This window comes from Serratia sp. 506_PEND (genome assembly GCF_001076875.1).
GTDB classification, from domain to species: domain Bacteria; phylum Pseudomonadota; class Gammaproteobacteria; order Enterobacterales; family Enterobacteriaceae; genus Serratia; species Serratia marcescens.
In genome coordinates this window covers 1-12,501 of the sequence record NZ_JVEL01000319.1, presented here as the reverse complement: position 1 = coordinate 12,501, position 12,501 = coordinate 1, and the positions used below count along the sequence as shown (strand labels likewise).

The window sequence follows — 12,501 nt, the reverse complement described above, 5'->3', positions numbered from 1 at the left end:
TCAACGGGCTGGACAACGGTGAAGATCAGGAAGAAGCGGCGCTGTATCTGGTGGAAGAGCTGAATAAGCGCAACATCGCTTACCTGCACATCTCCGAACCGGACTGGGCCGGCGGCAAACCGTATTCCGACGCCTTCCGCGACTCGGTGCGCGCCCACTTTAAAGGGGTGATCGTCGGCGCCGGCGCCTACACCGCTGAAAAAGCCGAAGCGTTGATCGAAAAAGGTTTTATCGACGCGGTGGCCTTCGGCCGCAGCTACATCGCCAACCCGGATCTGGTAGAGCGTTTCCGTCAGCACGCCCCGCTGAACGAACCTAAGCCGGAAACCTTCTACGGCGGCGGCGCCGAAGGCTATACCGACTATCCGTTTCTGGCGAAGTAACCCGTCCTGACTCCAACGGCCACGCAATCGCATGGCCGTTTTTTTTATGCGTCGCGCGCAAAAAGGCCCGCTCGGGGCGGGCCGGTGTTCCCTGGTGTTGATCTTTATTGCCGTTCGATTTTTACACGATCGCCGCTGGAATAGATAATTGATTGTGCAGATCAATTACTCTGTATCGATCGGTACGCTCGATCAATATTTAGACACCCGCGACGCGAGACCATAAAGTGACATTGTCACCAACTCGTTACGTTGAATTCCCTTGCGGGACAAGGCTATACTCGCTTGTGCTTCAATCCACCCGCCGTCTGCCACGGCACAGTCAATTCAGAGGAATTATGCGCTTACTCCATACCATGATCCGCGTCGGTGACCTGCAACGCGCCATCGACTTCTACACCAAGGTATTAGGCATGCGCCTGCTGCGCACCAGCGAAAACCCAGAGTACAAATACTCCCTGGCTTTCGTCGGCTATACGGAAGAGAGCGAAGGCGCGGTTATCGAACTGACCTATAACTGGGGTACCGACAGCTACGACATGGGCACCGCCTTCGGCCACCTGGCGCTGGGCGTGGACGACGTTGCCGCCACCTGCGACAGCATCCGTCGCGCAGGCGGCAAAGTCACCCGCGAAGCCGGCCCGGTGAAGGGCGGCACCACGGTCATCGCCTTCGTCGAAGATCCGGACGGCTACAAAATTGAGCTGATCGAAAACAAACACGCCGGTCAGGGCCTCGGCCACTAAGCCTCCCCTTCAGGGCGCGCTGGCGCCCTGCTGATTCTCCGCGCGATAGCGCCTGCAACCAGGCGCAAAATTTGCCATAATGCGCGCTGCATTCGATGAAGATAAGAAACTGATGGCCGAAAAAAGTGATCTTAACGCCCTGAGTGGTCGTTTTCGTGGGTTTTATCCCGTAGTAATAGATGTTGAAACCGCCGGCTTCAACGCCAATACCGATGCGTTGCTGGAGATCGCCGCCGTCACGCTGAAAATGGATGAAGATGGCTGGCTGCAGCGGGACGAGACCCTGCACTTCCACGTGGAGCCTTTCGAGGGCGCCAACCTGCAGCCGGAAGCGCTGGCGTTTAACGGCATCGATCCGCACAACCCGTTGCGCGGCGCGGTCAGCGAATACGACGCGCTGCACGCTATTTTCAAAGCGGTGCGCAAAGGGCTCAAGGATCGCGGGTGCAACCGGGCCATTATCGTGGCGCACAACGCCAACTTCGATCACAGCTTCCTGATGGCCGCGGCCGAACGTGCCGGCCTGAAGCGCAACCCGTTTCATCCGTTCGCCACCTTCGACACCGCCGCGCTGAGCGGCCTGGTGCTGGGCCAAACGGTGTTGGCGAAAGCCTGTATCGCGGCCGGTATGCCGTTCGACAGCAGCCAGGCGCACTCTGCGCTGTACGACACCGAGCAAACCGCCCTGCTGTTTTGCGAGCTGGTTAACCGCTGGAAACGTCTCGGCGGCTGGCCGCTGCCCGCCGGCGATCTCGCCGAATAAAATCAACAAAAAAGGCGGCCCAGTTTGCACTGGCGCCGCCCGTTACGCGATAATCGCAAGCCCGTCGATTAAGACTGCTGGTCTTCTTGCGCTTTATACTTTTCTGCCGTTTCTTTGATCAGTTGCTGCAGTTCGCCGCGCTGATACATCTCGATGATGATATCGCAACCGCCGACCAGCTCACCATCTACCCACAGCTGCGGGAACGTCGGCCAGTTGGCGTATTTTGGCAGCTCGGCGCGGATGTCCGGGTTCTGCAAAATGTCCACGTAGGCGAAACGCTCGCCGCAGGCGGACAGCGCTTGCACAGCCTGCGCGGAAAAGCCGCAGCTCGGCAGCTTTGGCGAACCTTTCATGTACAGCAGAATCGGGTTTTCAGCGATCTGGTGCTGAATTTTTTCAAGTGTCGTCGTCATTTATTGCTTCCTCAAGCCACATTTCATGGCTACAACATGCATCACGCGGGCTATTGTAGCGGCTGGAACAGTCGCAAGAAAACGCCATCTTTTGCAAGGATATTCGCCCGCCGCCGATCGCGTTTCACCGGCCACGTCATTCCGGTCAAAACATACGTTGAGAATAACATTTTTAATCCGACCATTTCACTAATATATTGCGCCGCGATGACGGCGCGGCTTAATTATATCCGCCACCGTCGCCTGGCGCTTTTTTATACATCAACAGGCTGATTTTAAACCAAAAAAAATGTCATTAACGTTTTCTCACAATATGGATTATTATTTATGAGTTCTTCGCTGTTTTATATGGCGAAGTTCGGGAATACTGTAACTCTTTCGATATCCGTTTCGGGGCCAAGGTTGGTGACGTCGACATGCGTTTAATTCTTACGCTCTTTGCGCTGCTGTTTACGCAGCTCTTCTTCAATCTGGCGCACGCTGCGCCACAGGCGCGCGTTGCCGCCGAGCAGCGTAAAAGCCATGTTAATGAAGCGCGGCCCGATGACCGCAGAAAAAAGAAAGCGGATAAAGCCGCCAAAAAAGCCAAAGTGACGGCCCCCGAGAAAAAAACCAGGACCGCCAAGGTCAAAAGCGAGAAAAGCGCGAAAAAGATCGTCAGCGCCAAACCCAAGGCCAAAGCGCAGAAAATCGCCAAGATTAAAGTCACCCCGCCGAAAAAGGGCTATAAAAAAGGTTATGGCCGCCACCGCGACGCCGGTATGGCTACCGCCAAGCTGGCGCGTGATGAAAAACCGTTGAAACTCAGCCCGGCGCACAAAAAGCGTTACCAGCACGCCAAACAGACCGCGATGGCCAAGCTGATGGATCAGATGGGCAAACCTTACCGCTGGGGCGGCAGCTCGCCGCGCACCGGCTTCGACTGCAGCGGACTTATCTATTACGCCTATAAAGACGTGGTGAAAATCAAGATGCCGCGCACCGCCAACGAAATGTATCACCTGCGCGACGCGGCGCCGATCAAGAAAAGCGAACTGGAAAGCGGCGATTTGGTGTTCTTCCGCATCAACAACCGCGGCGTGGCGGATCATGTCGGCGTCTATCTCGGCAACGGCAAATTCATCCAGTCGCCGCGCACCGGCGAAGAGATCCGCATCAGCCAGCTCGACAACGACTATTGGCAGAACCACTACATCGGCGCACGCCGCGTAGTGACGCCGAAAACCATCCGTTAATTCCCTGCTCTGCGCGGTTGCGGCCCCGGTCGCAACCGCCTGCTCAAGCTATCGCCCATCGCACCTCCCCACGCGCATTTCTCGCTTTTCTTCCTGTTTTTTATGATGAAAATTGTTAAGATTGAATGACCACAATAAAAAACGGCCCATCTGGCTCCCGCCTCGGCGGGAAAAAAGTGGCGCTGTAAAGGAGGAAGCAATGTCGTTTGAATTACCTGCATTACCGTATGAGAAAAACGCGCTCGAGCCGCACATCTCCGCCGAGACCCTGGAATACCACTACGGCAAACACCACAATACCTACGTAGTTAACCTGAACAACCTGGTGAAAGGCAGCGAGTTCGAGGGCAAATCGCTCGAGGAGATCATCAAGACCTCCAACGGCGGCGTGTTCAACAACGCCGCGCAGGTGTGGAACCACACCTTCTACTGGCACTGCCTGTCGCCACAGGGCGGCGGTGAACCGCAGGGCGAACTGGCGGCCGCGATCGTCAAATCCTTCGGCTCTTTCGCTGCGTTCAAAGAACAGTTCACCGATGCCGCCGTGAAAAACTTCGGCGCCGGCTGGACCTGGCTGGTGAAAAAACCGGACGGCGCGCTGGCGATCGTCAACACCTCCAACGCGGCAACTCCGCTGACCGGTGAAGATAAACCGCTGCTGACCGTTGACGTGTGGGAACACGCGTATTACATCGATTACCGCAATGCGCGTCCAAAATACCTGGAAAACTTCTGGGCGTTGGTCAACTGGACATTTGCGGCGGAAAACCTGGCGTAAACGCAGGCCTTGCCTAAGTAACGAGGCGCAGCCAGAGGCTGCGCCTTTTTTAAAACCGGCGGGAGATCAGTTCAACGCGGCGACAAAGCTGAAAGCGATGATCATCGCCAACGCGCCGACGGTAGTGAACAGAGACATCTTCAGATCGGTATCCATGACAACTCCTTTAAAATGGGCTTTCCTAAGGATAAAAGGCGCACAATTAGTACGTCAAATCATTTTCCCACAGTTCGCCGATAAAATCTTGTTATCATTTCCCGGTTTATAATCTCGATTACCTCTTCCACTTTTGTTCAATATGCGACAAAATTCGCAGTTCACAACTGCGTACCGGCATCCATGCCCCTCCTGATTAAGCGCTGAAGACTTCAACACACTAAAAACTCAGTTTTCGCTTCTCTGGAGAAGGATCTACGTAGGCAAACGATTAACATCACACTTACATGCTGTAAACATGTGAGTTCAGGAGTCATTCCTTACATGGCAACGATTAAAGATGTGGCCAAACGCGCGGGCGTTTCCACCACCACCGTTTCGCACGTCATCAATAAGACTCGTTTCGTCGCCGAAGAGACCAAAGCGGCCGTGTGGGCCGCCATCAAAGAGCTGCACTACTCGCCGAGCGCCGTGGCGCGCAGCCTGAAAGTCAATCACACCAAGTCGATCGGCCTGCTGGCCACCTCGAGCGAAGCGCCCTATTTTGCCGAAGTGATCGAGGCGGTGGAAAACAGCTGCTACAGCAAAGGTTACACCCTGATCCTGTGCAACTCGCACAACAATCTGGACAAGCAGCGCGCCTACCTGGCGATGCTGGCGCAAAAGCGCGTCGACGGCCTGCTGGTCATGTGTTCCGAATACCCGGATCAACTGCTGGGCATGCTGGAGGACTACCGTAATATCCCGATGGTGGTGATGGACTGGGGCGCCGCGCGCGGCGACTTCACCGACACCATCATCGATAACGCGTTCGAAGGCGGTTATCTGGCCGGCCGTTACCTGATCGAGCGCGGCCACCGCGATATCGGCGCCATCCCGGGCCAGCTGTCGCGCAACACCGGCGGCGGCCGTCATCAGGGCTTTATGAAGGCGCTGCAGGAAGCGCATATCGACATTCGCGAAGAGTGGATCGTCCAGGGTGACTTCGAGCCGGAGTCCGGCTACAAGGCGATGCACCAAATCCTGTCGCAAAAACAGCGGCCGACCGCGGTATTTTGCGGCGGCGACATCATGGCGATGGGCGCCATCTGCGCCGCTGACGAGCTGGGGCTGCGAGTGCCGCAGGATATTTCCGTGATCGGCTATGACAACGTGCGCAACGCCCGCTACTTCACCCCGGCGCTGACCACCATTCACCAGCCGAAAGAACGCCTGGGAGAAATGGCCTTCACCATGCTGCTGGATCGCATCATCAGCAAGCGCGAAGAATCGCAGGTGATCGAAGTGCATCCGAAGCTGGTCGAACGCCGTTCGGTCGCCGATGGTCCGTTCATCGACTACCGCCGCTGATCATCTTCCCAGCCGGAGGCCTGCGCGGCTTCCGGTGCCGCCTCACTCAGCCACTCCTGATTCAGCGTCTCGCCATCGCCCAAGTACGCCAGCAGCCAGCTCATCGCCGGTGACGGTTTATCCTGTTGCCAGGTCAGGCAGCAGGGGCTGGCGGGAAACGGCTGCTGCAACTGCAACGCCTTCAGCTCACCGCGCTGCACCAGCGGCAGCGCCAGATGCGCCGGCATCATGCCGACGCACAATCCGGCGCACAAACAGTCGAGCGCCGAGGTCCAGTCCGGCACCACCAGCCGCCGCTGGTTATCCAGCGTCCAAGTGACGCGCTTGGGCAGATTGCGCGAGGTGTCTTCCAGACAAAGCGCTGGGTATGGCCTCAACCGATCGTCATTCAATGGCCCTGCCAGCTGCGCCAACGGATGCTGTGGGCTGACTACGCACAGCCAGTTCATATCCCCCATGTCGCGGAAAGCGAAGCCGCCGCCGACCGGCACCGCGCGCGTGGCGCCGATCGCCATGTCCACCCTGCCGTCCACCAACGCATCCCACACGCCGTTGAACACCTCGGGTTGCAGCATCAGTTCAACGTCGGGGAAATGGCGGTAGAAATCCAGCACCAGCTGGCGGCTGCGCTGCGGTTTGACGATGATGTCGACTGCGATATTCAGCTGGCCGCGCCACCCGTTGGCCACCTGTTGACAGTGGCGGCGGGTGTCGAGCATTTTTTTGATAACAACTCGCGCATCCTTGATAAACAGCGCGCCGGCCGGCGTCAACTCCACATCACGGTGACGCCGCTCAAACAGCGGCACCGCCAGCCATTGTTCCAGTTGCCGCACGGTATAGCTCACCGCCGACGGTACCCGGTGCAACTCCTGCGCCGCCGCGCTGAAACTGCCGGTGCGCGCCACCGCGTCAACAACTTCAAGAGAATATTCAGACCACATCGCTTTGCCTTCAATTTTTTTAACAGCACTTTGCAAATATTACCGTTTCACAAGCAGAGATCCAGCCGGATACACTGGCCGGCGCTAAAAACCTGCGACACTAAAATATTAACGAGAAATACCATGCGAAACTCCTTTGGTTTTATGTTCTACCTCGCCGGCCTGAGCATGCTGGGTTATCTGGCGACCGATATGTACCTGCCCGCCTTCGGCGCCATGCGGGAGGAACTGCAAATTTCCGCCGGCGCGGTCAGCGCCAGCCTGAGCATCTTTCTGGCCGGCTTCGCCTTCGCGCAGTTGCTGTGGGGGCCGCTCTCCGACCGACTGGGCCGCAAACCGGTATTATTGATTGGCCTGTCGCTGTTCGCGCTCGGCTGCCTGGGCATGCTGTGGGTGGAAAATGCCGTGCAGCTCTGGATACTGCGCTTTATTCAGGCCGTCGGCGTCTGTTCCGCCGCCGCCATCTGGCAAGCGCTGGTGGTCGACCGCTACCGCGAAGGCCAGGCCAACCGCGTATTCGCCACCATCATGCCGCTGGTGGCGCTGTCGCCGGCGTTGGCGCCGCTGCTTGGCGCCTGGCTGCTGAACCACGCCAGCTGGCGCGCGATCTTCGCCGTGCTGTTGGCCATCACCGCCCTGCTGCTGCTGCCGACGTTGCTGCTCAAAGATCGCGCCAAAACGCAACCCGCCGCCGATGCGCCAAAAAGCGGCGTCAGTTTTTGGCAATTATTGAAATCCCCGGTGTTCAGCGGCAACGTCGCTATGTACGCCGCCTGCTCGGCCGGCTTCTTTGCCTGGCTGACCGGCTCGCCGTTCATCCTCGGTGATATGGGCTACGGCCCGAGCGACATCGGTCTGAGCTATGTGCCGCAGACGCTGGCTTTCCTGTTGGGAGGCTATGGCTGCCGCGCCGCGCTCAAGCGCATCAATGGCAAAACCCTGCTGCCGTGGCTGCTGGTAGCTTATGCTGTCAGCATGGTGGCCCTGTATCTGGTGGCGACCCTGACCAATCCGACGCTCACCACGCTGCTGATCCCGTTCTGCGTCATGGCGCTGGTCAACGGCGCCGGCTACCCGATCATGGTGGCGAATGCGCTGATGCCATTCCCGGAAAGCAGCGGTAAAGCCGCCGCGCTGCAAAATACGCTGCAATTGGGGCTGTGTTTTGTGGCGAGCATGCTGGTGTCGGCGTTTATTGCCCAGCCGCTGTTGGCAACGGTGACGGTGATGGTATCTACGGTAGTCCTGGCCGCGCTGGGTTATTTCCTGCAGCGGGGAAAAGCGGCCGATGCGCAGCAAAAGGCACAGCGGGAACATGCTAACTCAGCGTCATAATTACCAAGATTAATAATCACTTAAAGAATATGCGTGCCGAGTGCGATTTACAGTTGAGTCAACGCCTCGGCACGCCTATACTCAAAAACAACCTTGTAAAGTAACACCTTATAATCTCTATATCTCAATCAGCTATTGTGTACGCGCCTTGCGTCACACTCTTTTTTTAAAGAGGCGTTTATCCTGCGCCGTTTGCGTCGGGCCGTTTCTTTAAATTTCCTCTGTTCATAGTCGGATATCAGACGCCGCGGGCTTATTTCCCGTTGGTATACGTATGCACCCGCAGAAATTGTCTAAGCTGTTTCCTAACGGGTCATCAGTCAGAAGAAGGTGATGGAGAAGCTATGAGTTCATCGTGTATAGAAGATCTGAGCATCCAGGATAACCAGTGGTACCGTATCGCGCACGAAATGCTCGGTCTGGCCGGTATCGAAATCAACGGATCGCGCCCTTTCGATATTCAGGTTAAAAATCCCGAATTCTTTAAACGCGTTTTGCAGCAAGGGTCACTGGGCCTGGGCGAAAGCTATATGGACGGTTGGTGGGAGTGCGAGCGGCTGGATATATTCTTTCAGCGCGTGGTCAGCGCCGGGCTGGAGAAGAAACTCCCCCACCACCTGAAAGATACCCTGCGTATCGCCGCCGCGCGCCTGACCAATCTGCAATCGAAAAAGCGCGCCTGGATCGTCGGCAAAGAGCATTACGATCTTGGCAACGATCTGTTTACCCTGATGCTCGATCCTTACATGCAATATTCCTGCGGCTACTGGAAAGACGCCACCACGCTGGAGGAAGCGCAGGAAGCCAAGCTGCGGATGATCTGCGAGAAACTGCAGCTGCAGCCGGGCATGCGTTTGCTGGACATCGGCTGCGGCTGGGGCGGCCTTTCCGCCTATGCGGCGAAAAATTACGGCGTGTCGGTGGTCGGCGTGACCATTTCCGCCGAACAGCAGAAGCTGGCTCAGGCGCGCTGCGCCGGGCTGGATGTGCAGATCCTGTTGCAGGATTATCGCGATCTGCATCAGCAGTTCGATCGCATCGTGTCCGTTGGCATGTTCGAGCATGTCGGGCCGAAAAACTACCGCACCTATTTCGACGTGGTGGAGCGCAATCTGGCGCCGCACGGCCTGTTCCTGCTGCACACCATCGGCTCCAACAAGACCGACATGAACGTCGATCCCTGGATCAACAAATATATCTTCCCGAACGGCTGCCTGCCCTCCGTGAGACATATCGCCGAGGCCAGCGAAGGCCATTTCGTGATGGAAGACTGGCACAACATCGGCGCCGACTACGATCGCACGCTGATGGCCTGGTTCGAGCGCTTCAAACAGGCGTGGCCGCAGCTCGCCGAGCGCTATTCCGAGCGCTTCGAACGGATGTTCAGCTATTATCTGAACGCCTGCGCCGGCGCGTTCCGGGCGCGCGATCTGCAGCTATGGCAGGTGGTGTTCAGCCCGAAAGGCGTGGAAGGCGGCATCCGCGTCGCACGCTGAACGCTCCCCTAATAAAAAAGCCCCGGCAACCTCATCGCCGGGGCTTTTTTGCTCTTTCGAACCAGGCGGCTTAGCCGCAGTAAACGCGGATGATTTTATCGTCGCTGTCGCCAAGGAAGTTCAGGCGGCGCAGGTTGAAATCCATGGTGACGGCAGAGTTGTACGGAATGGCTCGCACCTTGGCATCGATCCGCACGCCTTCCAACGAGGTCATCGGTTTGCCGACGAAGTTTTGATACTGTGATGCGCCACAGGTATCGTCCGCATCGGCCATTTGTGCGCCAGCGCCCTGCTCAGGCGAACTGCTGCAGGCGCTCAGCGCCAGCAACGCGGTTAACAACAACGTTTTCCCATAAAACTTCACGCGTTTCTCCTCTCTGCTTATGATTCGATGCCGGCGGTCACGCCAGAATCGCTGTCAGTCTTTGTGCGCCGGCGCCATCGCCACAGCCAACGTCGCTTCCCGATTGGCCAGCACGCGCTCGACGGTGTCCACCACCGCCTGCGTTTGCGGATCGATCTCGATGNTCACCTTGTCGCCGAGGCGTTTCTTACCCAGCGTGGTGCGATCCAGCGTTTCCGGGATCAGGTGCACGCAGAAACGGTTATTCACCACTTCACCGATGGTCAGGCTAATGCCGTCGATGCCGATGAAACCTTTGTGCAGCACATATTTCATCAATTCCGCATTCGGCATGCGCAACCATACCTGGCGGTTATTTTCCGAGGTATAAATTTTGGCCACTTCCGCCGTGCAGATAATATGGCCGGACATCAAATGACCGCCAATTTCATCATTGAATTTCGCCGCGCGCTCGATATTGACGATGTCGCCCAGCGCCAGATCGCCGAGGTTGGTCAGGCGCAGCGTTTCCTTGATCAAATCAAAGCTGACGCGGTTGCCTTCCACCGCGGTGACGGTCAGGCAGCAGCCGTTATGCGCCACCGACGCGCCCAGCTCCAGCCCCGGCAGCAGCTCGGCAGGCATTTCGATCACGTGGGTGCGGAAATTGGGTTTCTCATCAATGGCGACCAACGGCGCGGTGCCTTGTACGATACCGGTGAACATATGTGCCTCTTCTTGCTAAATAGGTTAAAACGCTACCGGCAGTTTGCCCCAGTTGGCGCTGAAAACCAAATCCGCGACGGCAAAAAACGAATGGCTGCGCATTTAATAACTCTTTATCTGCGGCGTTTGCTTAACGGCGCCGAGCAGGTACAATCTTTTTGACAAAATTCCGCTATTTTAATTGTTGTCCTCTCGCGGCAGCCCTCCCTCCCACATATATAAATAGAAAAGGTGTATGCGTGCAGAAGTACTTAATTGAAGCGCGTAGTTTATTGGCTCTCGCTATCCCAGTCATCATCGCGCAAATATCGCAAACCGCCATGGGCGTGGTGGATACCATCATGGCCGGCGCTTACAGCGCCACCGACATGGCGGCGGTGGCGGTCAGCACCTCGATCTGGCTGCCGGCCATTTTGTTCGGCCACGGCCTGCTGCTGGCGCTGACCCCGGTGATCGCCCAGCTCAACGGCGCCGGCCGTCGCGATCGCATCGCCCATCAGGTGCGTCAGGGCTTCTGGCTGGCCTCCGGCGTGTCCGTGCTGCTGATCGTCGTGCTGTATAACTGCAAGTTCGTCATCGACATGATGCACAACATCGATCCGCAGTTGGCGGATAAAGCCGTCGGTTATCTGCACGCCATCATGTGGGGGGCGCCGGGTTACCTGTTCTTCCAGGTGATGCGCAACCAGTGTGAAGGGCTGTCCAAAACCAAGCCCGGCATGGTGATCGGCTTCCTCGGCCTGCTGGTGAATATCCCGATCAACTACATCTTTATCTACGGCAAGTTCGGCATGCCGGAGTTGGGTGGCGTCGGCTGCGGCGTCGCCACCGGCAGCGTCTACTGGATCATGTTCCTGATGATGCGCTGGTACGTGAAGCGCGCGCCGTCGCAGCGCGACATCAAGCGACAGGCAGGCGATCTCGGCAGCCCGGACTGGGCGGCGCTGAAGCGCCTGATCGGCATCGGCATGCCGGTGGCGCTGGCGCTGTTCTTCGAAGTCACGCTGTTCGCGGTGGTGGCGCTGCTGGTTTCGCCGCTGGGGATCGTCGCGGTCGCCGGCCACCAGATCGCGCTTAACTTCAGCGCGCTGATGTTCGTGCTGCCGCTGTCGCTGGGCGTCGGCGCCACCATCCGCGTCGGTTATCGTCTGGGGGAAGGTTCGGTCGAAGGCGCGCGCGTCGCCGCTTACTCCGCCATCGGCGTCGGTATCACCATGGCCGTTTGTACCGCGCTGTTTACCGCCACTTTCCGCGAACCGATCGCCCTGCTGTACAACGACAGCCCGGCGGTGGTGGCGATGGCCTCGCAGTTGATGCTGCTGGCGGCGCTGTACCAGATCTCGGATTCGGTCCAGGTGATCGGCAGCGGCGTGCTGCGCGGTTATAAAGATACCCGCGCGATCTTCTTCATCACCTTTATCGCTTATTGGGTGTTGGGCCTGCCGAGCGGCTATCTGCTGGCGTTAACCGATGCGGTGGTGCCGGCGATGGGGCCAAGCGGTTTCTGGATCGGCTTTATCATCGGCCTGACCTTCGCCGCCATCATGATGGCGCTGCGCATGCGCTGGCTGCAGAAACAGCCGACCGCCGTCATTCTGCAGCGATCCACGCGCTGAACCCGCGCCCGGCCGGTTTCCTCCCCGGCCGGGTCGCGGTTTGCGGAAAAAAACGCCGGACTGCGCACAACCTCAGCAATCGCGTGAAATACCGAATAAAATTGCGCTTTTCCCCTTGCCAGCACGCAGGTAGCTCGTTAATATTCGTCCCCGCTGTCAGCCATGACAGACAGGAAAAGATGCGTCCGTAGCTCAGTTGGTTAGAGCACCACCT

At 57.7% G+C, this 12,501-nt stretch carries 13 protein-coding genes and 1 pseudogene; 9 read left to right on the top strand and 5 right to left on the bottom strand.

The genetic code is table 11. The features are described 5' to 3' along the window. The 3 genes and pseudogenes from ADK28_RS08965 to rnt all read left to right on the top strand — a co-directional run. Positions 1-383: pseudogene (locus ADK28_RS08965) on the top strand (alkene reductase); the annotation flags it as partial. 338 nt (positions 384-721) lie between these two features. Beyond that, a complete protein-coding gene (gene gloA / locus ADK28_RS08960; RefSeq protein WP_004931325.1) occupies positions 722-1,129 on the top strand; it encodes a lactoylglutathione lyase in 408 nt (135 codons plus the stop codon). A 79-nt stretch (positions 1,130-1,208) separates the two neighbouring features. Continuing rightward, positions 1,209-1,892 carry a ribonuclease T gene (gene rnt, locus ADK28_RS08955; RefSeq protein ID WP_016927925.1) on the top strand — a complete coding sequence of 228 codons (684 nt, stop codon included), beginning with the start codon at positions 1,209-1,211 and terminating at the stop codon, positions 1,890-1,892. 68 nt (positions 1,893-1,960) lie between these two features. On the opposite strand, the gene ADK28_RS08950 is transcribed toward rnt, so the two are convergent. Further along, positions 1,961-2,308, bottom strand: coding sequence for a Grx4 family monothiol glutaredoxin (locus tag ADK28_RS08950; protein ID WP_004931329.1), 348 nt, complete (start codon positions 2,306-2,308; stop codon positions 1,961-1,963). A 416-nt stretch (positions 2,309-2,724) separates the two neighbouring features. Here ADK28_RS08950 and ADK28_RS08945 point away from each other — a divergent pair, with 416 nt between their 5' ends. Both ADK28_RS08945 and sodB read left to right on the top strand, forming a co-directional pair. Then, positions 2,725-3,543, top strand: a complete 819-nt coding sequence (locus ADK28_RS08945; protein ID WP_033640495.1) for a C40 family peptidase — start codon at positions 2,725-2,727, stop codon at positions 3,541-3,543. 199 nt (positions 3,544-3,742) lie between these two features. Further along, the gene (gene sodB / locus ADK28_RS08940) at positions 3,743-4,321 is read left to right on the top strand and encodes a superoxide dismutase [Fe] (protein ID WP_004931333.1); all 579 of its coding nucleotides are present in this window, start codon (positions 3,743-3,745) and stop codon (positions 4,319-4,321) included. Between the two features lie 66 nt (positions 4,322-4,387). On the opposite strand, the gene ADK28_RS31390 is transcribed toward sodB, so the two are convergent. Continuing rightward, positions 4,388-4,477: a YnhF family membrane protein gene (locus tag ADK28_RS31390; RefSeq protein ID WP_004931335.1), complete on the bottom strand. Its 90-nt coding sequence runs from the start codon at positions 4,475-4,477 to the stop codon at positions 4,388-4,390. A 324-nt stretch (positions 4,478-4,801) separates the two neighbouring features. On the opposite strand from ADK28_RS31390, the gene purR reads away from it, so the two are divergent. Then, entirely contained in the window at positions 4,802-5,827 is a 1,026-nt protein-coding gene (gene purR / locus ADK28_RS08935) for an HTH-type transcriptional repressor PurR (protein ID WP_004931336.1), read from the top strand. Here the strand turns inward: purR and punR are convergent. Then, positions 5,815-6,771 (bottom strand): DNA-binding transcriptional activator PunR, encoded by a 957-nt coding sequence (punR, locus tag ADK28_RS08930; protein ID WP_048795471.1) that lies wholly within the window; start codon positions 6,769-6,771, stop codon positions 5,815-5,817. The two genes, purR and punR, sit on opposite strands and share 13 nt — an antisense overlap. A gap of 123 nt (positions 6,772-6,894) precedes the next feature. On the opposite strand from punR, the gene punC reads away from it, so the two are divergent. Together punC and cfa are read left to right on the top strand one after the other, a co-directional pair. Beyond that, positions 6,895-8,106: a purine nucleoside transporter PunC gene (gene punC / locus ADK28_RS08925; RefSeq protein ID WP_028128175.1), complete on the top strand. Its 1,212-nt coding sequence runs from the start codon at positions 6,895-6,897 to the stop codon at positions 8,104-8,106. A gap of 344 nt (positions 8,107-8,450) precedes the next feature. Then, positions 8,451-9,602, top strand: a complete 1,152-nt coding sequence (gene cfa, locus ADK28_RS08920) for a cyclopropane fatty acyl phospholipid synthase (RefSeq protein WP_048795470.1) — start codon at positions 8,451-8,453, stop codon at positions 9,600-9,602. A gap of 70 nt (positions 9,603-9,672) precedes the next feature. On the opposite strand, the gene ADK28_RS08915 is transcribed toward cfa, so the two are convergent. Together ADK28_RS08915 and ADK28_RS08910 are read right to left on the bottom strand one after the other, a co-directional pair. Beyond that, a complete protein-coding gene (locus ADK28_RS08915; protein ID WP_016927929.1) occupies positions 9,673-9,966 on the bottom strand; it encodes an I78 family peptidase inhibitor in 294 nt (97 codons plus the stop codon). A gap of 54 nt (positions 9,967-10,020) precedes the next feature. Next, entirely contained in the window at positions 10,021-10,671 is a 651-nt protein-coding gene (locus ADK28_RS08910; protein ID WP_048795469.1) for a riboflavin synthase, read from the bottom strand. A 239-nt stretch (positions 10,672-10,910) separates the two neighbouring features. On the opposite strand from ADK28_RS08910, the gene ADK28_RS08905 reads away from it, so the two are divergent. Continuing rightward, positions 10,911-12,287 (top strand): MATE family efflux transporter, encoded by a 1,377-nt coding sequence (locus ADK28_RS08905; RefSeq protein ID WP_048795468.1) that lies wholly within the window; start codon positions 10,911-10,913, stop codon positions 12,285-12,287. Positions 12,288-12,501: the final 214 nt, after the last annotated feature.

Excerpts from the sequence above, each read along its gene's own strand:
- gloA (WP_004931325.1), top strand. The coding sequence starts at position 722 with ATGCGCTTACTCCATACCATGATCCGCGTCGGTGACCTGCAACGCGCC.
- rnt (WP_016927925.1), top strand. The coding sequence starts at position 1,209 with ATGCGCGCTGCATTCGATGAAGATAAGAAACTGATGGCCGAAAAAAGT.
- ADK28_RS08950 (WP_004931329.1), bottom strand. The coding sequence starts at position 2,308 with ATGACGACGACACTTGAAAAAATTCAGCACCAGATCGCTGAAAACCCG.
- ADK28_RS08945 (WP_033640495.1), top strand. The coding sequence starts at position 2,725 with ATGCGTTTAATTCTTACGCTCTTTGCGCTGCTGTTTACGCAGCTCTTC.
- sodB (WP_004931333.1), top strand. The coding sequence starts at position 3,743 with ATGTCGTTTGAATTACCTGCATTACCGTATGAGAAAAACGCGCTCGAG.
- ADK28_RS31390 (WP_004931335.1), bottom strand. The coding sequence starts at position 4,477 with ATGGATACCGATCTGAAGATGTCTCTGTTCACTACCGTCGGCGCGTTG.
- purR (WP_004931336.1), top strand. The coding sequence starts at position 4,802 with ATGGCAACGATTAAAGATGTGGCCAAACGCGCGGGCGTTTCCACCACC.
- punR (WP_048795471.1), bottom strand. The coding sequence starts at position 6,771 with ATGTGGTCTGAATATTCTCTTGAAGTTGTTGACGCGGTGGCGCGCACC.
- punC (WP_028128175.1), top strand. The coding sequence starts at position 6,895 with ATGCGAAACTCCTTTGGTTTTATGTTCTACCTCGCCGGCCTGAGCATG.
- cfa (WP_048795470.1), top strand. The coding sequence starts at position 8,451 with ATGAGTTCATCGTGTATAGAAGATCTGAGCATCCAGGATAACCAGTGG.